The organism is Streptomyces sp. NPDC051183, assembly GCF_040682455.1.
GTDB lineage: Bacteria > Actinomycetota > Actinomycetes > Streptomycetales > Streptomycetaceae > Streptomyces.
This window is the reverse complement of record NZ_JBFBBA010000031.1, coordinates 52,156-70,468: the sequence shown is the minus strand read 5'-3', so window position 1 is coordinate 70,468 and position 18,313 is coordinate 52,156. Positions and strand designations below refer to the sequence as shown.

The window sequence follows — 18,313 nt, the reverse complement described above, 5'->3', positions numbered from 1 at the left end:
GACTCGGGAGGACGTACCGGTGCACATCCAGGAATGGCTGGAGACGATTCCGGCAGTCAGCATCTATCTCCTGGTGGGGCTGGTCATCGGGCTGGAGAGCCTCGGCATCCCGCTGCCGGGGGAGATCATCCTGGTCAGCTCCGCCCTGCTGGCCTCCCAGAACGGGGAGATCGACCCCGTGGTCCTGGGGGTCTGCGCGACCACCGGGGCGATCGTGGGCGACTCGATCGGCTACGCGATCGGACGCAGGGGCGGACAGCCGCTGCTGGACCGGCTGGGCCGGAGGTTCCCCAAGCACTTCGGGCCGGACCAGGTGGCGGTGGCGGAGCGCTCCTTCGAGAAGTGGGGCATGTGGGCCGTCTTCTTCGGGCGGTTCGTCGCGCTGCTGCGGATCTTCGCCGGGCCGCTGGCGGGGGTGCTGCACATGCCGTACTGGCGCTTCCTGATCGCGAACATCCTCGGCGGCATCCTGTGGGCCGGCGGCACGACCGCCGTCATCTACACGATCGGGATCGTGGCGGAGCCGTGGCTCAAGGGCTTCTCCTGGGCGGCACTCGTGGTGGCCCTGCTGTTCGGCATGGCGGTGACGGTCATGATCCGCAACCGCATGAAGAAGGCGGCCAGGGCGGCGTCGCAGACGCCGGCGCCCGCGGTCCTGGCCGACTGAGTCGCCGGCCGGCCCGGCGACTGAGAGGCCGCCGAACCCGCCGGGCCCGCCCGCGGCGCACCGCGGGCGGGCCCGGCCCCGGCGGTCAGCCGGCCGGGGTGACCGAGGCGCGGTGCTGCTTGGCCAGCTCGATGTACATGGCGGCGTTGAGCTTGATGCCCTCGCGCTCCTCCTCGGACAGCTCGCGCCGCACCTTGGCCGGAACGCCCGCGACGAGCGAGCCCGGCGGGACGACCATGCCCTGCGGGACCAGCGCCTGGGCCGCCACCAGGGAGCCGGCGCCGATCACCGCTCCGTTCAGGACGGTCGCGCCCATGCCGATCAGACAGTCGTCCTCGACCGTGCAGCCGTGCACCACCGCGTTGTGGCCGATGGAGACGCGCGCGCCGATGGAGACCGGGAAGCCGGGGTCCACGTGGATCGTGCAGTTGTCCTGCACGTTGCTGTCGGCGCCGAGCACGATCGGCCCGCAGTCGGCGCGCAGCACCGCCGAGTACCAGACGCTCGCGCCCGCGGCCAGGGTGACGTCACCGATCACCACGGAGGTGGGCGCCGTGAACGCCTCGGGGTCGACGTCCGGGTGCTTCCCGCCCACACCCGCCACGAGTGCCTGAGCCGCGTGCTGCGTCATGTTCTCTTCCTCTGTTCTTGCGTCGTGCCGTTGTCGCGCTCCCCACGCACGGTAGGGCACGCGGCCCGCCGGCCCGGCGATGGGGTGAAGATCACAGGAGCGCGATCCGGACCGCCGCCGCCCGGCGCACTACCGTGGCCGGGTGCCGAAGAACCAGAACACGTTCTCATCACTGACCGCCCTGCGCCGTCGGCTCGCCAACCGCGTCGTCCACGCCGGCTGGCAGTGGATGCAGCGCGCCGGCGCGGTGACCGCGCAGACCCCCGGGCGGCTGCGGTTCGCAGCGATCGGGCACGGGACCCGGCTCGCCTTCCCGCAGGGCACGGTCTTCGGCGAGCCGTGGATACGGCTCGGCGACCACTGCATCATCGGCGAGCAGGTCACGCTCACCGCCGGGATGATGCCGGACCTCGACCTCGGCAGCGAGCCCGTGCTCGTCCTCGGCAACGGCGTGGTGATCGGCCGGGACAGCCACGTGATCGCGGACACCCGGATCACCATCGGCAACGACACGTTCTGCGGCCCCGGGGTGTACATCACCTCCACCAACCACAGCTACGACGACCCGCACGAGCCCGTCGGCAAGCAGTGGCCCCGCAGCGCCCCGGTCGAGATCGGGCCGGGCTGCTGGCTGGGCACGGGCGCGGTGATCCTCCCCGGGGCGCGGCTGGGCCGCAACGTGGTGGTGGCCGCGGGCGCCGTCGTACGGGGCGAGGTGCCCGACCACGCGGTGGTGGCGGGCGCGCCGGCCCGGATCGTACGCCGCTGGGAGCCCGAGACGGGCTGGCAGCCGCCGCTGCGCTCCCCGGCCCCCGTACCGATCCCCGACGGGGTCACGCCGGACCAGCTGCGCGCCCTGGCGGAACTCGCGGAGGCCGAGCAGCAGGGCACCGCCTAAGACGTCCTAGGGGAGTGCGGGGATCTCGATGGCCGGGCAGCGGTCCATGACCATGTCCAGCCCGGCCGCGCGGGTGCGCTCGAAGGCGGCCTCGTCGACCACGTTGAGCTGGAACCAGACGGCTTCCGCGCCGGCGGCCACGGCCTCGTCGGCGACCGTGCCGGCCAGGGCGCTGTTCACGAAGACGTCCACCACGTCCACCTTGAACGGGATCGCCTCCAGCGACGGGTAGCCCTGCTCGCCGTGGACCGTCTCGGCCTTCGGGTGCACGGGGACCACGCGCTTGCCGTACCGCTGGAGCACGCGGGCCACGCCGTACGCCGCCCGGTCCTCGTTGTTGGACAGGCCCACCACGGCCCAGGTGTCGCCGAGCTCGGTGAGGATCTTGCGGATGGTTGCCGGATCGCCGTACACGGGTGCCGCCTCCTGCTGGTTCGCTGGTCTGCGTCTGGTCTGGGTCTGTAGCCCTGACAACCGAAAGGACGCCTGTCCGATTCCCCGTAGGGTGGAGCGGTGAAGGCAGACCAGTACGTGACGGTGGCCCGCGAGGGAATGCACGAGTCCGAGATCAACCGCTCGCGGTTCCTGTGCTCGCTCGCGCCCGCCGCGACCGAGCAGGAGGCGCAGGAGTTCATCGCGCGCATCCGCAAGGAGCACCCCACCGCCACGCACAACTGCTTCGCCTACGTGATCGGCGCCGACGCCTCGGTCCAGAAGGCCAGCGACGACGGTGAGCCCGGCGGCACCGCCGGGGTCCCGATGCTGCAGATGCTGACCCGGCGCGACATCCGTTACGCGGTCGCCGTCGTCACCCGGTACTACGGCGGTGTGAAGCTCGGCGCCGGCGGTCTCATCCGCGCCTACGGGGGAGTCGTCGGCGAGGCCCTCGACGCGCTCGGCACCGTCACCCGCCGCCGGTACCGCCTGGCCACGGTCACCGTCGACCACCAGCGGGCCGGCAAGACCCAGAACGACCTGCGCTCCACCGGCCGAACCGTGGTGGACCTGCGCTACGGGGCGGCCGTGGAGATCGAGGTCGCGCTCCCGGAGGCGGATCTGCCCGCCTTCGAGGCCTGGCTCGCCGACAGCACGGCCGGCAGCGCCACCCTCACCCTCGGCGGGGAGACGTACGCGCCCTGAGCTCGCGGCGCGGCCCCGGCCAGGTCATGCCCGGTCGCGTGCCGGGTCAGACCCAGTTGACCTCGGACAAGCCCGGCAACGTGTCCTCGACCATCGCCCACAGCGGCACCGCGAAATTGCCGGAGCGGTAGCGGCCGCCGTAGTGGAGGCCGAGGACCCGGTGGTCGTTCAGGTCGAACACCGGGGAGCCGCTGTTGCCGCCCAGGGTCGAGCAGTCGTGCTTCATCGTGAGCTCGTCCGCGATCAGCTCGGTGGCGGTACCCGGCTGCAGGCGCTTGACGTTGTAGATATCCATGAAGATGCGCCGCATGGACTCGGGCTCGTTGCGGCGGCCGTCCCAGGCCGGGTAGCCGATGACGTACACCGGCCGGCCGGGCAGGTCGGCCGGAGCCTCGGCGGCCACCGCCAGCGGGGTGGGCAGGGAGCCGCCGCCCCGCGCGGTCGGGGCCACCCGCAGCAGGGCCATGTCCGCCTCGCGGTGGATGCCCAGCACCCCGGTGACCTCGTACTCGAAGGAGCCGTCACCCGGGGCCGTGCCCGCGAGCGGCAGTTCCTCCGTGGTGTCCACCCGGGCCGTCATGCCCGGCCGGAAGACCCAGCCGGAGTTCCCGTCGCTGCGGGTGAACTCGGCGGCGACATGACGGTTGGTCATCACCACCTCCGGGCCGACCAGGAAGGCGGTGCCCACCCAGTCCAGCGAGGGGTGCCCGGTCACCTCCACCCGGCCGACCCGGGCGATGGACTCCCGGATGGGGGCGCGGTGCCCGTCGAGCACCGCCCAGTCGTCCGTCGGCGTGGCGAAGTCCTGGCCCTGCACCAGCAGCGCGGGGCGGCCCTCCAGCAGGACGATGGCCTCCACCCCGAAGTACTCGTCCTCGTCGATCTCGTCCTCGCGGCCCTCGGCCAGCTTCTCCAGCCCCCGGGCCCCCGCCGCCAGCACCCGGTCCCGTTCCTCCCGGGCGAACCGGGAGATCTCCCCGGCCGGGGCGGCGGCTCCGTCGGCTCCGTCGGGGAGATCCTCGGCGGACTCGGTGATCTCCGCGTTCAGGCGGTCGCGGATGCGTGCGGCGACGGCCGCCAGGTCGTCGAAGACCTGCGCCGGGTCGGTCGCCACGGGTGAACGGCTGGACATCTCACACCTCCGGGTCCCTCTGTCCGGTGAGCGCTGCCTGTGCCGCCGCGATCTCGGCGTACACCTCGGGGCTGTTCTGCTGCAGATGGCCCAGGACACTGCTCATCTGGGTGCCGACGTTCACGAACGCCGTGCTCTTGCCCTGGAAGCTGACGTCCTCGACCCGGCGGGCGCCGCGGTGCAGCGCGACCACGGTCCAGTCATCGGTGAGGACGGGCGATCCCGAGGAGCCGGCGCGGGTGTCGGTGAAGTAGCGCAGGTCCCGATCGTCCGCTTCGTAGACGAGGTTGTTGCGCAGGGCGATCCGCTTGGGCTGGCCGCCCGGGTGCTGGATGACGTTGACCGCCACCGGCTGGTCCTTGGCCACCTTCAGAGGTTCGGTGGCGACCCGCAGGACGGTCTGCGCGGTGGTCCGGCCGTCCGCCAGCCGCAGGACCGCGTAGTCGAGGGCCTCGTCCGAGGCGAGCAGGGCGCCGCCGGGCACCTCCTCGGTCTGCGAGACGTCGTCCAGGTAGTCGAAGCGGCACGTCGAGTTCTGTGCCTGGAGCTGCAGGTCGGCGGGGTCCACCACGATCCGCTCCGGCCCGGTGCGGTTCCGCGCGGTCACCACGTGGTGGTTGGTGACGAGCAGGCTCGGGGCGATCAGCCAGCCGGTTCCCGCGTGCGGAAAGGCCTGGGGCTGCGGGGCGCCTCCCTGGTACGGGGAGACCTTGATCCGGGCCACGGCGCGGCCGGCCACCTCGCCGCCCTGGAGGAAGAGGAACGGAACCGTGTCGTCCCGGAAGATGACCTCCTCTTTGGTCTCTCCGGTGAACACCACGGGGGCCACGTCCGGCTCGCCCGTCGACTTCCGGACCACCGCGTCCAGGGCGCGGTCGAAGACGGCGACCGCGGTCGCCACCGGGGTCAGCCTGCGGGCGTTCTCCAGCCACTGCTGCAGGGGGACGCTGGAGTCGACGAGCCGTTCCACATGGTTCATCGAGTTCAGGTCGGAGAGCATCTGCTGGTAGGGGCCGGTGGGTTCGTTGGGCAGGAGGTTCTTGTACTGCGGCGTGATGCCGATGAACAGCAGCCGCCGCTGGCCGGCCAGCTCGGCCTCCATGGCGGCATCCGCGATCGCGTAGATCTCTTCGGTCGGTAGATACGGTGTCGCGCTCATGGGTGCTCAGGCCGCTTGCGGGCCGTTCCCTTCGAGAGGTGTGCGAGCGGTCGGCCCGGCGTCCGGTCCGGTGTCACCGCCCGGGGTTTCCACGGGCCGGGCGGGCCCGTGCTCCGGCGGCCCGTTCTCTGCAGGCCCGTTCTCCGGCGGCCCGTTCTCCGCCGGCCCGGGCACGGGGGCGCCGGCGGCCATCGCGGCCGCCACCCCGGAGAGCAGCTCCCCGCTCTGGTCCTTGACCTGCAGCAGCCGCCGGGCCAGCTCGTCGAGGGTGCCGAGCCGCTGGGCCTCGCGCAGGATTCCGGCCGTCCCCGTGGGCCGTGCGTCCGCCGTCGGCGCGGCGGCGGCCTCCCGGGGTTCGGGCGGACCGGCCGCGCTCGCCAGGATGGTCAGCAAGGCCTGGCGCAGCTGCGGCTGGTCGGCGACGGCCCGCCGGATGGCCTCCGCGAGGGTGTCCGGTACCGCGTCCTCGGACGCGGGCAGACCCACCACCTCCAGGGTGTGCTCCAGCGCCTTCGGGTCCTGCTGGGACACCTGGGCGGCGGCCATGCGCGCCAGCGCGGAGTACCGGTTCAGCTGTTCGGCGGGCATGGAACGCAGCTGCCGGGCCAGCTTGGTGCCGGCCTCCGGGTTCTCCTCGGGCGCTGCGGTGGCGGTGAGCTTGGCACGGGCCAGCAGCGCGCCCATCGCCTCGAAATCACGGCCGATCAGGGTGGCCACGTCCTCGGCCTCCGCGAGGGACCGGTCGGCCTCGTCGACGTCCCCGTCCTCCTCGGCCAGGCGCGCGGACAGCAGCAGCAGCTCCAACTGCAGCTCGGGCTGACCCCCCTCCTCCGCCCGGTCCACGGCGGCCTCGGCCTCGGCCCGGGCCTCCGTACGGCGTCCCTGCCGGGCCAGGGTCTCCACCAGCAGCGGGTGCAGCCGGCTGCCGGGCGTCCAGGGGCGGCGCTCGGCCAGGCGGGTCGCAGCCGCGTCGACGAAGCCCTGGGCCAGCAGGTCCTCCACCTCGCGGGCCGCGAGCTGCTCCCAGTCCTCCTGATCGGCCTGGGCCAGATCCGTCTCCGGGATGTGCCCGCCCAGGCGGGCGGTGAGGAAGGCGGCCGATCTCGGCGCCATGTCCTTGCTGGCCCCGGTCAGGAAGCGTTCGACTCCGGGCAGCCAGCGCTGCTCGACCTCCCGCGGGCTCTCGTTGCGCCGCAGCCGGTGGTAGATCTCCTCGGCGCGGGCCTCCAGCCCCGCGCGCTGCTGGTAGTACGTCACCGCAAGCTGGTCGACCGTCTTCATCAGCTGGATCTCGTTCCGGTCGGCGAGGCGCAGCATGATGCCGCGCAGGTCCGCACGGTGGCGGACGGCACCCGGCCCGGCCGGTTCCACGAGGTCGAGGCGGGACAGCAGGCCGAACAGGTGGCGGGCGTGCTCCGGGCCCGCGACCTCGATCCCGCAGGCCTCGGCGAGCACGTCCTGGATCAGCTCCGGGGTGATGCTCCGCAGGGCCAGCGCGGCCTCGGCCAGCAGGCGGACCTCGTCGTTGACGATGTGGCGGAGGATGCGGTCGTACAGGATGCCCTGGACCAGCATCTGGTCGACCGAGCGGTACAGGCCGCGGCGCCGGGCCGGGAGGTCCCCGATCAGCCGGGCCATCGACCCGGCCTCGTTGCCCGCGAGGACGGCGGCCCGTGCGGCCAGCTTCAGGCTCAGCGGATGGCCGCCCACCCGCTCCACGAGGGCCCGGGCCACGTCCTCGTCCTCGACCCCGTTGATGACGAGGAGTTCCACTGCCGCGTCGGGCTCCAGCTCGCCCAGCTCCATGGTCCGCAGCTCGGCCAGGCGGCCCGGGTGCGGGACCGGCGCGCTCCCGGAGACGATGAACCGCAGCCGCGGGTACACCTCCTGCAGCGCGGCCCAGACGGCCCACATTCGGCCGATCATCGGGGAACCGCGGTACTGGGCCTCCTCGAAGGAGTCCACCGCGATCACCAGGGGCGGGCCCGGTTCGCCCGCCGGGACGGCCACCGCTTCGGCGACCAGGGCGGCGACCCGCTTGACGAGTTCCGTTTCCCGGGCGCTCGACTGTGCCTGGAACTCGGCGGACGAGCTCCGTGCGAGGGCCGAGCGGGTGGCGGAGAGCCCGTACAGCTCGTCGATCTCTTCCTGCTCGTCGCGCAGGGCGCCGACCGTCTCCTCGCACTCCCGGGCGAGCGCGTCGAAGGCGTCCCGGTACTGCGGGAACTGGATGCCGAACTGCCGGGCGATCTCCGCGATCAGGGTGGCCGGCTCACTGATGGAGATGGTGGGGCGGTCGAAGTCGACGTAGGCGAAGGGGAAGCCGGGCCGGTAGTCGCGCAGACTGTTCAGCAGGAACTTCGCGAGCAGGGTGCTCTTGCCGACGCCGGCGAGGCCGTGGAGGAGCAGCGGGGGCTCGGGGTCCCGGGTGCGGGCCCGGACGAAGTCCTGGCCCGGATCCTCCGGCCCGCCGTGCGGCTGCTCGGCGGGCAAACCGACGTAGGCGCGCAGCTCGTTCAGCTCCGCGGTCCGCCCGTGGACGGGGTCGCGGAGGAGCCGTTCCAGGGGCTGCAGCAGCCGGGCCTGCTCCATCAGCTGCTGCACGTGATCGGGATCGGGGAGACCGGTCGTGCCGGGCACCTGCGAAAGCCACAGCACGGCCTGCAGGGTGTCGGTGAGCTCGGTGGTGTTCTGGGCCTCCAGGGGCGGCGGGCTGCCCATGAGGTAGGCGAGGGCCCGGGCCTCGGTGTCACGGCTGCCCGGCCGGAGTTCTCCTTCCGTCCGGAGTTCGCCTTCCGTGGTGCGCTGTATGAGGGCCGGTACCGCGTCCGGGGAGAGGTTCACGGCCAGGGCCCGGGCAGCGGCTGCGGCGGTGAGCCCGCGCAGCGTCGCCTCGCGCACCTTGGGCTTGAGCACCCAGAGGGGATGCTCTCCCGTGCCGACCGTCCGGCAGTCGTCGACCAGTTCCAGCTTGGCCTTCCCGCTGGGTTCGGTCTCGTCCGGCAGCCGCAGCCGTCCGGGGTCGAACTGGGTCAGCAGGCAGGCCGCCTCGCGGTAGGCCTGGCGCAACTCCGCCACGGCCGCGGGCTGTTGTTCCTGCTCCGTCCGGAGCTCCGTGCGCAGCCGCGCCGCGAACTCCTCGGCGGCGTCGAGGGATTCGTAGACCCGTACGGCCGTCTCCGCTGCCGTGCAGATCCTCCGCATGAAGCTGTCAGCGCCCGGACCCTGCGCAGCCCGCAGGATCTCGGACACGGCCGTGTCCACGAGCGGGGCCAGCCCCTCGAAGTCCGAGGACGGGATGGGCGGCGGCTCCGGTGACCCGGTGAACAACCCGCGGAAGAAGCGGCGCAGATCCTCCTCCTCCACCACCCGCGCGGTGTCCCAGCTCTGGTACTTGCGCACCTCGTGGGGGAGATGGGGCATCGACGGGGAATAGCCGAGCAGCACCAACCGGGGAGCGGACTCCGGGCGGGCGTTGTCGTAGATGGCCTGAGCGAGCTTTCCGATGCAGTCCCAGACGTCGGAGTTCACATCGAGCTTGTCGCACTCGTCGAACACCAGCCAGAACCGGTCTTCCGAGGCGGTCGCCCAGCGCACCACGCTGTTCGCGTCGTTCTGCAGGACGGCTCGTGGATCGTTCAACTGTGTCGCGTTCGACGGCGGGGGTCCGGTGCGCTGGCCGATCGCCTCGGGGGCGACCCAGGTGGCCAGCTGCTGGAGCACTTCGGCGGCCGTGGACGTACGCGAGAGCACCACCCGTACCGGTGTGAATGCGCAGTACTGCGCGAGGTGGCGGATGTAGGAAAAGGTGTACGAGCGTCCGCTGTCCGGTTCGCCGTCGACCAGCAGCACCATTCTTCTCGGGTCGTCGACGAGTTTGCGCACGCTCTGGCGCAGTTCCGCGCGGTCGATGAAGACCTCGGCGCCCCCACCGAGGACGGTGCTGCTGTAGGGGTCTCCCTCGGAACTCTTCAGTTCCAGGTGCAGTTGCAGGTCCGCCTGAAGGGTGTTCCGGTACTCCGTGGCCAGGGGTGCGGTGTCAGCCCGTACGCCCACCTCGGTCTGCCGGATCAGGCCGTCGACCAGCTGGTACTGATGATCGATCTTCCGTTTGGCCGCGCGGACGACCTCGACCGCGTTCTCGCCGGCTTTTCCCCCGAGCGAGAGGGATTTGATGAACGTTCCATCAAATCCGATGGCTTGGAGGCGAGAGTAGGGGTCGATGGTGTCGAGGAGATACGTCCCCACCCACTCGGTGACGATGTCCCACTGGGGTTCGGTGAGCGGCATTCCGCACCTGCCCGTGCGCCCGTCGGGGGCGGGGAGAGGACCGGCTGACACATTTCATGGTTTCACCGGGTCTGTTCCGTCGCAAGGCGGCCGAACAGGGCCCGGACCGGGTCCCGTACCGGACCGGCTGCCAGGTACTCGCGGATGCCGTGGTGGTTCGCGCTGCTGTTGGTGACCAGGTGATCGGTCACCAGGTCCACGGGCGCGTACTCGGGCCGCAGGGTGTGGTCGAGGGCCACCAGGTCCCGCAGGTCCGAGGCGTTGTGCCAGACGGAGGTCCCGCCCGGCACCGCGGGCGGCAGCGCGAGCACGTCCTGCACTTCGCGGATCGCCAGCGGGCAGCCGACCGTGACCAGCAGGTCGACCGGGCGCTGCTCCTCGCGCAGCACCTCGTACGCCACGATGCTGCCCAGGCTGTGCGCAACCACGACCAGCGGCCCGTTGCCGGACGCGGGCAGTGCGGCCCGCACCACCTCGCGCATGGCCGGGCCCGCCCCGCCGAAGAAGTACGCGTGGACGTCCTTGTAGGTGCGCTCCACCAGCAGCCGGAACGCCTGCTTGCGGGCGAAACCGGGCAGCGGCAGGACCCTCGGGGTGTCGCTCGCGCCGGAGCCGGCCGACAGGTCGTCGCCGACGAGGGTGTCCGCGAACCAGGCCATGTCCCGCAGCCAGCCCGCGAGCCGCTCCTCCGCCGCGGGGTCGCGGGCGGCGCCCTTCTCGGTGCCGGCCGAGGCCGCCGCCTCACGCCGGGCCTCGGCGAGGACCTGGGCCACGAACTCCTCCGGCGGGGCCTGCGCCCCGGGGCCGGGCAGCTCCTCGATGCCGCCCGGCCCGTCCTCCGTCGGGTCGTCCTCCGTCGGGTCGTCCTCCGTCGGGTCGTCCTCCGTCCGGTCGTCCTGCCGGTCCGGCAGCGGGTCGGGGTACCGGACCGGGGCCCAGTACGCCATGCGGGAGGCGCTCCCCATGTCGGTGCCGAACAGTGCCCGGTCCCACTGGGACTTGAGCAGTTCCTCGCGGACCTTGTTCCCGTTGCCGTGGACGTAGACGACCGTGGCTCCCACGGTCAGTTCCGCATCAGGATGTCGTCGTAGCTCTCCAGGCGGCGCCAGCGGTCCCCGGGGTCGCGGACCGGAGGCATCAGGTCCACTTCGGGGAGCCGGCCGAAGCCGATGCCGGTCACCTCGGCGACGTCCGCCACCGGCACCTGGAAGGTGCGGAAGGCGCCCAGCGGTGGCGGGCCGGCCTTGGCCCCCGCCATGGCCTGCTCGCGGGCCCGGCTGAGGTCGGGGCTCTGATCGAGGATGTACGCCGTGGAGGCGAGGTTGCCGTCCTGGATGAAGGCCGTCACCTTCCAGAAGCGCAGCGGTACCTGGATGCCGCGGTAGGGCGGGTCGGAGTCGTGCAGCACCGGGCCGGTGAACACGCTCAGCTTCCGGTCGAACTTGGCCGCGTGGTCGAGGAGGAAGCTCTCCAGCCCCAGCCACAGCTTCTTGCCCTGGTTGAACGTGTTCTGCTGCGGGGCCGCGTTGGTGAAGTGGAAGGTGTCGGTGTTGGCCTTGTTGGCCTCGGTGACCGAGCCCCACACGGGGTCCAGTCGGCGCACCAGGTGTCCCCTGTCCAGGTCGTTGTCGGCGTAGATGGCCTGGCCGGCCTGCTGGTTCGCCGGGATGCGCGGGTCGAGGTTCCACTTGTCCTCCCGGTCCACGTCCTCCACCAGCGCCGAGCCGTCGATGCAGACGGCGGTGGAGGCCGCGAACCGGCGGTCGGGACGGTGGACCACCGTGAAGTGGGTGTACGGCAGAACGATCGTCGGGATGCCGTCGCCGGGCATGGGGAGGGGCACGACCTCGCCCAGGAAGGCCTCGTCGTAGCCGGTGCGATCGTCCAGCGGACCGCGCGAGGCCGCGGCCCCAGATGAAGTGTTCATAGGATGGAAGTACCGCGCTGCGGCGATCACTCACGGTGTCCGTCGCCAAGTCACTCGAACAGGGGCCACGCTCGGAGGAGCCCCTCGGGGGCGCTGGAAGAGGCCCGATCGGGGGGCGCAGGCGCACTCCTGGTTCAGCCGGGGTCCGGCCACGGAACACATGAGGCGACTCCCCGTGACACCCGTGACATCCGTGACCCGGTGCCCTGCGCCGAAGGAGGCCCTCCATGCCCAATGGCCTGTCCATCCACATCGGACTCAACTCGGTCGACCCCGCCAAGTACGACGGCTGGGACGGCCAGCTGAACGCCTGCGAGAACGACGCGCGCGACATGGCGGCCCTCGCCCGCGCCAACGGCTTCGACGAGAAGGTGATCCTGACCCCCGACGGAACCGTCGAGAACATCACCGCCGCCCTGCGCGACGCGGCCGGCCGGCTGACGGCGGGGGGCATCCTGCTCTTCACGTACTCGGGCCACGGCGGCCAGGTGGACGACACCACCGGTGACGAACCGGACAAGCTCGACGAGACCCTGGTGTTCTACGACCGCATGTTCCTCGACGACGAGCTCTACGCCGAGTTCCGCCGGATGCCCGAGGGGGTGCGCATCGTCGCCCTGCTCGACTGCTGCCACAGCGGCAGCGGCATCGAGTCCGTGCAGGACATGCTCACCCCGGAGGCGCTCGAATCGCAGTTCAAGACCAAGGATCCGGCCAAGGTGGAGGCCGCCTCCCGGCTGATGCCGATGTTCAAGCAGCAGGAGGTCCTCGCCCGTGACCGGGAGTTCTACACCGGGCTGCAGCGCGAGCTGAAGAACGCGCGGGACGGGGTGCGCGAACCCGACGCCCTCCTCATCGCGGCCTGTCAGGACAATCAGGTCGCCTCGGACGGAGACGTCAACGGCCTGTTCACCGCGCACCTGCTCAAGGTCTGGGACGACGGGCAATTCCGGGGCGGGTACCGCACCTTCCACCGCGCGATCCAGCGCCGCATGCCGGCCATCCAGAGCCCCAACCTCTACCTGACCGGGGCGCCGGCGACGAGTTTCCTCGATCAGAAGCCCTTCACGGTCTGAGATCCGCGAACAAGCCGGATCGACACCATTGGGCCTAAAGTGGATTGAAGAGGTATATATCGCCCCTCTATGCCTTCAGGCGGCCGGCCAAGAGCCGTCGTAGCGAAGGAGGTTCACATGACTACGGACATTCGCCGGTGGCTCGGCCGGTCGGCCGTCACACTGGTGCTGGCGGGCGGCCTGCTCGGCGCCGTGGCCCCGGCGGGCTCCGCGAGCACGGAGGGCGACTACGGGCCGTTCACCTGCAAACAGGGCTATGTGTGGCGTGAGGCGTACACCGGTGACGTGGTCTGCGTGACCCCGGACATCCGGGACCAGTCGGCCCGTGAGAACCGGCTCGGTCCGTCCCGCAAGCAGCCCGGCGGCGGCGCGTACGGCCCGGACACCTGCAGGGCAGGTTACGTCTGGCGCGAGGCCGCACCCTGGGACGTGGTGTGCGTCCCGCCGGCCAGCCGGGACCAGGCCAGGGCGGACAACGCCGCGGCGGTGTCCCGACTGGCCTCCACCGGGTGAGCCATACCCCGTGAGCCACTGACGCCCGCCCCGCAGGCGGGCGTCAGGGCGTCATGATCCAGATGTCCGGATCACCGCTGACGGCTTTGGTCACCCGACCCCGCACGCCGGTGGCAGACTGAGGTCTGTGGCGGATCAGGTGCCGACCGGCGTTAGCGTGGTGGGTGCCGTCCGCGGCGCCCGTGCTGGTCAGGTGCTGGTTTCGGAGGTGGAGGAGCAGTAAACGTGCAGGTCAGAAGGTCGGAGCGGGTCGAGTGAAGTTTCTGCACACCTCCGACTGGCACCTGGGGCGCTCCTTCCACCGCGTGAACCTGCTCGCCGCCCAGGCCGCCTTCGTCGACCACCTCGTCGAGGCCGCCCGCGAGCACGAGGTCGACGCCGTGCTCGTCGCCGGTGACGTCTACGACCGGGCCGTGCCCCCGCTGCCCGCCGTCGAGCTCTACGACCAGGCCCTGCACCGGCTCGCCGACCTCGGCGTGCCCACCGTGATGATCTCCGGGAACCACGACTCCGCCCGCCGCCTCGGCGTCGGGGCCGGGCTCATCGGGCGCGCCGGGATCCACCTCAGGACCGACGCGGCCGGCTGCGCCGACCCCGTCGTGCTGGCCGACGCACACGGTGAGGTGGCGCTGTACGGGCTGCCGTACCTGGAGCCGGCCTTGGTCAAGGACGAGTTCGGCGCGCAGAAGGTCAGCCACGAGGCCGTACTGGGCGCGGCCATGGAGCGGATCCGGGCCGACCTGGCCGGCCGCGCGCCCGGCACCCGCTCCGTCGTTCTCGCCCACGCCTTCGTCACCGGAGGCCAGGCCAGCGACAGCGAGCGCGACATCACCGTCGGCGGGGTCGAGGCCGTGCCCGCCGCAGTCTTCGACGGCGTCGACTACGCGGCCCTCGGCCACCTCCACGGCTGCCAGACGATCAACGAACGGGTGCGCTACTCCGGTTCCCCGCTCGCCTACTCCTTCTCCGAGGCCGACCACCGCAAGACCATGTGGCTGATCGAACTCGGCGCCGCCGGCGCACCCGTGCGCGCCGAGCGCATCGACACCCCCGTGCCCCGCCGGCTCGCCCGGCTGCGCGGGCGCCTCGACAAACTTCTGGAGGACCCGGCCCACACCCCGTACGAGGAGTGCTGGGTCGAGGCCACCCTCACCGACCCCGTCCGGCCCGAGGACCCGATGGCGCGGCTCGCCGTCCGGTTCCCGCACACCCTGGCGCTCTCCTTCGACCCGGAGGGCCGCGAGGAGGACGGCGGGGTCAGCTACGCCCAGCGCCTCAAGGGGCGCAGCGACCAGGAGATCGCCGAGGACTTCGTCACCCACGTCCGCGGCGGGGGCTTCGCCGACGAGGCCGAACGGGCCGTACTGCAGGGCGCCTTCGACGACGTACGGGCCGATGACAGCCGGCAGGAGACCCACCGATGAGGCTGCACCGGCTGGCCGTCACCGCCTTCGGGCCCTTCGCCGAGCCCCAGGAGGTCGACTTCGACGCGCTGTCCGGCGCCGGGATCTTCCTGCTGCACGGGCCCACCGGGGCGGGCAAGACCTCGATCCTCGACGCGGTCTGCTACGCCCTCTACGGATCGGTGCCCGGCTCCCGCCAGGCCCCCGGCACCAGCCTGCGCAGCGACCACGCCGCCGCCGACACCCCGACCGAGGTCACCCTCGAACTCACCGCGGGCGGGCGGCGCCTGGAGATCACCCGGCGGCCCGAGCAGGACCGGCCCAAGAAGCGCGGCACCGGGACGACCAAGGACAAGGCGCAGAGCTGGCTGCGGGAGTACGACGGGGAACGCTGGCTCGCGCTCAGCCGTTCCCACCAGGAGATCGGCGAGGAGATCGAGCAACTGCTCGGCATGAGCCGCGAGCAGTTCTGCCAGGTCGTGCTGTTGCCCCAGGGGGAGTTCGCGCGTTTCCTGCGGGCCGATGAGGTGGCGCGCGGCCGGCTGCTGGGCCGGCTGTTCGACACCCGGCGCTTCGCCGCCGTCGAGACCCTGCTCGGCGAGCGCCGCCGCGCCGCCGAGGCCAAGGTGCGCGCCGGCGACGAGAAGGTCCTCTCCACCGCCCAGCGGCTCGCCCAGGCCGCCGGGGACAGCACCGACCTGCGGGCCTGGCCGCTGCCCGGCCACCAGCCGGGCGACCCCGGGCTCGCCGACGCGGTCCGGGCCTGGGCGGCCGTCGCCCGGTGCGCCGCCCGGGAGCGGCTGGCCGTCGCGGAGTACGCGCTGGCTGCCGTCGAGGGACGGTACGCCGCCGCCCGGCGCGCCGCCGAGGAGGCGCGGGAGCTGGACCGGTTGCAGCACCGGCACGCGGAGACGGCCCGCCGCTCGGCCCTGCTCGCCGAAGCGGGGCCCGAGCGGGAACGGGTGCGCGGCCTGCTCGACCGGGCCCGGCGCGGCGCCCTGGTGGCCCCCGCCCTGGAGCTGCGCGGAGCCGCGGCCGCCGGGCACATGGCCGCCGCGCACGCGGAGTCGCTCGCCCGGGCGGAACTCCCGCCGCCGCTCGCCGAGGCGGGCACCGAGCACCTGGCCGCCGTGGAACAGCGGCTGCGCGAGGACCTCGGAGCCCTCGGCGCCGCCCACCGGGCCGAGCAGCGCAGTGCCGAGATCGGCCGCGAGCGGGCCACGCTGGAGCGGGAGGGCCGCGCCGCCGAGGAGCAGCACCAGGAGTCCGCCGAGTGGCTCGGGAGCTGGGAGTCCACCCGGGCCGGGCTCGCGGAGCGCGCGGACGCCGCCCAGCAGGCCGCGACCCTGGCCGAGCAGCTCGCCGGCAAGCTGGAGCCGGCCCGGCTGCGCCTGAACGCCGCCCGGCGGCGCGACGAGCTGGACGCCGCCGCGGAGCGCGCTTCGGGCGAACTGCTCTCCGTACGCGAGGAGTCGACCGCCGCCCGGGAGCGCTGGCTGGAGCTGAAGGAGGCCCGGCTGCGCGGGATCGCCGCCGAACTGGCCGAAGCGCTGGTGGCGGGGGAGCCCTGCACGGTCTGCGGAGCCGCGGAACATCCGGCTCCGGCCCGGCCGGCCCCCGGCCACGTGGACCGGGCCGCCGAGGACACGGCGCACGCCCGCTACGAGCAGGCCGAGGAGCGCCGGGCCGCGGTCGAGCGCCAGCTGGCCGCTGTGCGCCAGGCCCGCACCGAGGCCGAGGCCGCCGCGGGGGACGCCACCACCGGGGAACTGCTCGCCCTGACCTCGGACCTGAGCTCCCGTCACGCCGCCGCCCACGCCGCGGCCGCCGGACTGCACGCCGCCCGCGAGCAGCTGGCCCGCGCCGAGCGGGAGCACGCGGCGCGCAGCTCCGACTGGCAGGGCGCCGAGCGCCGGGCCGCCGCCAGGGTCTCGCGGCGCGAGGCCCTGGACCGGGAACAGGCCTCGCTGGAGGCGGAGCTGGTCCTCGTGCGCGGGGACGAGCCCAGCGTCGCGGCGCGCGCCCGGACCCTGGAGGACCGGGTCCGGATCGTCACCTCGGCAGCCGCCGCGCTGCGCCGGGCCGAGACGACCGCCGCGCGGCTCAAGGAGGCCGACGACCAGTTGGCCGACGCCGCGTTCCGGGCCGGGTTCGACACCACCGACGCCGCGGCCGACGCGGTGCTCCCGGAGTACGAACGCACCGCGCTCCAGCACCGGCTGGACGCCTGGCAGGCCGAGGAGGCCATGCTGGCCGACCGGCTCGCCGAGAGCGACACCGCTGCCGCGGCGGCCCTGGCACCGGCCCGGCCGGACGCCGCCGAGGCGTACGCGCAGCGGGCCGCGGCGAAGCTCCGTACCGCGGGATCCGCCGTCGACGCCGCCCGGGTGCGCTGTACGGAGCTGGACCGGCTCTCCCGCCAGGCCGAACAGGAGCTGCGCGCCCTGGGTCCGCTGCGCGAGGCGTACGAGCGGGTGGCCCGGCTGGCCGGACTCACCGCGGGCACCTCCGCGGACAACGAACGCAAGATGCGGCTGGAGGCGTACGTCCTGGCGGCCCGGCTGGAGCAGGTCGCGGCCGCCGCGACCGTCAGGCTGCTGCGCATGTCCGGCGGCCGCTACACCCTGGTCCACTCCGACGCCAGGGCCGGCGGACGCGGCCGCTCCGGCCTGGGCCTGCACGTGGTGGACGCCTGGACCGGCAGCGAGCGGGACACCGCGACCCTGTCGGGCGGCGAGACCTTCTTCGCCTCCCTCGCGCTCGCCCTGGGCCTGGCCGACGTCGTCACCGACGAGGCGGGCGGCATGCGGCTGGACACCCTCTTCATCGACGAGGGCTTCGGCAGCCTCGACGACCAGGCGCTGGACGAGGTGCTCGACGTACTGGACTCGCTGCGCGAACGCGACCGCAGCGTCGGCATCGTCAGCCACGTCGCGGACCTGCGGACCCGCGTCCAGGCCCAGTTGGAGATCGTCAAGCAGCGCGGCGGCTCGGTGGTGCGCCACCGCACGGCGGGGGTCACGGACTGAGGGGCCGCCGCGGCAGCGGGGACGAGTACACGATGCTGGTGGTCACCGGGCCGAGGCCGGCGATCCGGCCGGTGATCTCCTCCAGGTGGGCCATCGAGCGGGCGGTGACCTTCAGCACGAAGCAGTCGTCGCCCGTCACGTGATGGGCCTCCAGGATCTCGGGGGTGACGTCCAGGAAGTCGTGGAACGGCTTGTAGTTGCCGTGCGGATAGCGCAGCCGCACCAGCGCGAGGATGGTCTTGCCCAGCTTCTCCCGGTCGACCACGGCCGTGTAGCCCGTGATGATGCCGAGCTCCTCCAGCCGGCGGACCCGCTCGGTGACGGCGCTCGCGGACATGGACACGGCGCGCGCGAGCTCGGTGAAACTGGCACGGCCGTCCTCTTGGAGGACGGCCAAGATCCGCCAGTCGGTGGCGTCAGGGGAATAACCGGTCATGATGCAGGTCTA

At 72.7% G+C, this 18,313-nt stretch carries 15 protein-coding genes; 7 read left to right on the top strand and 8 right to left on the bottom strand.

Annotated elements, in window-relative coordinates; genetic code table 11:
• Window positions 1-19: 19 nt before the first annotated feature.
• Window positions 20-667 (top strand): DedA family protein, encoded by a 648-nt coding sequence (locus AB0M99_RS25625; protein ID WP_365924263.1) that lies wholly within the window; start codon window positions 20-22, stop codon window positions 665-667.
• A gap of 85 nt (window positions 668-752) precedes the next feature.
• Here AB0M99_RS25625 and AB0M99_RS25620 read toward each other — a convergent pair whose 3' ends face one another.
• Window positions 753-1,298 carry a gamma carbonic anhydrase family protein gene (locus AB0M99_RS25620; protein WP_365924261.1) on the bottom strand — a complete coding sequence of 182 codons (546 nt, stop codon included), beginning with the start codon at window positions 1,296-1,298 and terminating at the stop codon, window positions 753-755.
• A 142-nt stretch (window positions 1,299-1,440) separates the two neighbouring features.
• Here AB0M99_RS25620 and AB0M99_RS25615 point away from each other — a divergent pair, with 142 nt between their 5' ends.
• A complete protein-coding gene (locus AB0M99_RS25615) occupies window positions 1,441-2,196 on the top strand; it encodes an acyltransferase (RefSeq protein ID WP_365924259.1) in 756 nt (251 codons plus the stop codon).
• Between the two features lie 6 nt (window positions 2,197-2,202).
• On the opposite strand, the gene AB0M99_RS25610 is transcribed toward AB0M99_RS25615, so the two are convergent.
• The gene (locus AB0M99_RS25610) at window positions 2,203-2,610 is read right to left on the bottom strand and encodes a CoA-binding protein (RefSeq protein ID WP_365924257.1); all 408 of its coding nucleotides are present in this window, start codon (window positions 2,608-2,610) and stop codon (window positions 2,203-2,205) included.
• A gap of 99 nt (window positions 2,611-2,709) precedes the next feature.
• Here AB0M99_RS25610 and AB0M99_RS25605 point away from each other — a divergent pair, with 99 nt between their 5' ends.
• A complete protein-coding gene (locus AB0M99_RS25605) occupies window positions 2,710-3,336 on the top strand; it encodes a YigZ family protein (protein WP_365924255.1) in 627 nt (208 codons plus the stop codon).
• A 46-nt stretch (window positions 3,337-3,382) separates the two neighbouring features.
• On the opposite strand, the gene AB0M99_RS25600 is transcribed toward AB0M99_RS25605, so the two are convergent.
• From AB0M99_RS25600 to AB0M99_RS25580, 5 genes are all read right to left on the bottom strand, one after another.
• Entirely contained in the window at window positions 3,383-4,468 is a 1,086-nt protein-coding gene (locus AB0M99_RS25600; RefSeq protein WP_365924253.1) for a trypsin-like peptidase domain-containing protein, read from the bottom strand.
• Between the two features lies 1 nt (window position 4,469).
• Window positions 4,470-5,627: a trypsin-like peptidase domain-containing protein gene (locus tag AB0M99_RS25595; RefSeq protein ID WP_365924251.1), complete on the bottom strand. Its 1,158-nt coding sequence runs from the start codon at window positions 5,625-5,627 to the stop codon at window positions 4,470-4,472.
• A 6-nt stretch (window positions 5,628-5,633) separates the two neighbouring features.
• A complete protein-coding gene (locus tag AB0M99_RS25590; protein WP_365924249.1) occupies window positions 5,634-9,917 on the bottom strand; it encodes an AAA family ATPase in 4,284 nt (1,427 codons plus the stop codon).
• Between the two features lie 62 nt (window positions 9,918-9,979).
• Entirely contained in the window at window positions 9,980-10,978 is a 999-nt protein-coding gene (locus AB0M99_RS25585) for a hypothetical protein (RefSeq protein WP_365924247.1), read from the bottom strand.
• 2 nt (window positions 10,979-10,980) lie between these two features.
• Window positions 10,981-11,844, bottom strand: coding sequence for a DNA/RNA non-specific endonuclease (locus tag AB0M99_RS25580; protein ID WP_365924245.1), 864 nt, complete (start codon window positions 11,842-11,844; stop codon window positions 10,981-10,983).
• 227 nt (window positions 11,845-12,071) lie between these two features.
• Between AB0M99_RS25580 and AB0M99_RS25575 the strand changes: the two genes are divergently transcribed.
• The 4 genes from AB0M99_RS25575 to AB0M99_RS25560 all read left to right on the top strand — a co-directional run bounded on the left by AB0M99_RS25575 (window position 12,072) and on the right by AB0M99_RS25560 (window position 17,865).
• Window positions 12,072-12,920, top strand: coding sequence for a caspase family protein (locus AB0M99_RS25575; protein ID WP_365924243.1), 849 nt, complete (start codon window positions 12,072-12,074; stop codon window positions 12,918-12,920).
• A gap of 117 nt (window positions 12,921-13,037) precedes the next feature.
• The gene (locus AB0M99_RS25570) at window positions 13,038-13,433 is read left to right on the top strand and encodes a hypothetical protein (RefSeq protein ID WP_365924242.1); all 396 of its coding nucleotides are present in this window, start codon (window positions 13,038-13,040) and stop codon (window positions 13,431-13,433) included.
• A 254-nt stretch (window positions 13,434-13,687) separates the two neighbouring features.
• The gene (locus AB0M99_RS25565; protein WP_365924240.1) at window positions 13,688-14,857 is read left to right on the top strand and encodes an exonuclease SbcCD subunit D; all 1,170 of its coding nucleotides are present in this window, start codon (window positions 13,688-13,690) and stop codon (window positions 14,855-14,857) included.
• Window positions 14,854-17,865 (top strand): SMC family ATPase, encoded by a 3,012-nt coding sequence (locus AB0M99_RS25560; protein WP_365924238.1) that lies wholly within the window; start codon window positions 14,854-14,856, stop codon window positions 17,863-17,865. The genes AB0M99_RS25565 and AB0M99_RS25560 overlap by 4 nt, the downstream gene beginning before the upstream one ends.
• Here AB0M99_RS25560 and AB0M99_RS25555 read toward each other — a convergent pair.
• Window positions 17,855-18,301, bottom strand: a complete 447-nt coding sequence (locus tag AB0M99_RS25555) for an Lrp/AsnC family transcriptional regulator (protein WP_365924236.1) — start codon at window positions 18,299-18,301, stop codon at window positions 17,855-17,857. The genes AB0M99_RS25560 and AB0M99_RS25555 overlap by 11 nt on opposite strands.
• Window positions 18,302-18,313 lie beyond the last annotated feature (12 nt).

Bases quoted from the DNA above. Each gene is read 5' to 3' on its own strand.
- AB0M99_RS25620 (WP_365924261.1), bottom strand. From the start codon at position 1,298: ATGACGCAGCACGCGGCTCAGGCACTCGTGGCGGGTGTGGGCGGGAAG.
- AB0M99_RS25600 (WP_365924253.1), bottom strand. From the start codon at position 4,468: ATGTCCAGCCGTTCACCCGTGGCGACCGACCCGGCGCAGGTCTTCGAC.
- AB0M99_RS25595 (WP_365924251.1), bottom strand. From the start codon at position 5,627: ATGAGCGCGACACCGTATCTACCGACCGAAGAGATCTACGCGATCGCG.
- AB0M99_RS25590 (WP_365924249.1), bottom strand. From the start codon at position 9,917: ATGCCGCTCACCGAACCCCAGTGGGACATCGTCACCGAGTGGGTGGGG.
- AB0M99_RS25580 (WP_365924245.1), bottom strand. From the start codon at position 11,844: ATGAACACTTCATCTGGGGCCGCGGCCTCGCGCGGTCCGCTGGACGAT.
- AB0M99_RS25575 (WP_365924243.1), top strand. From the start codon at position 12,072: ATGCCCAATGGCCTGTCCATCCACATCGGACTCAACTCGGTCGACCCC.
- AB0M99_RS25570 (WP_365924242.1), top strand. From the start codon at position 13,038: ATGACTACGGACATTCGCCGGTGGCTCGGCCGGTCGGCCGTCACACTG.
- AB0M99_RS25560 (WP_365924238.1), top strand. From the start codon at position 14,854: ATGAGGCTGCACCGGCTGGCCGTCACCGCCTTCGGGCCCTTCGCCGAG.
- AB0M99_RS25555 (WP_365924236.1), bottom strand. From the start codon at position 18,301: ATGACCGGTTATTCCCCTGACGCCACCGACTGGCGGATCTTGGCCGTC.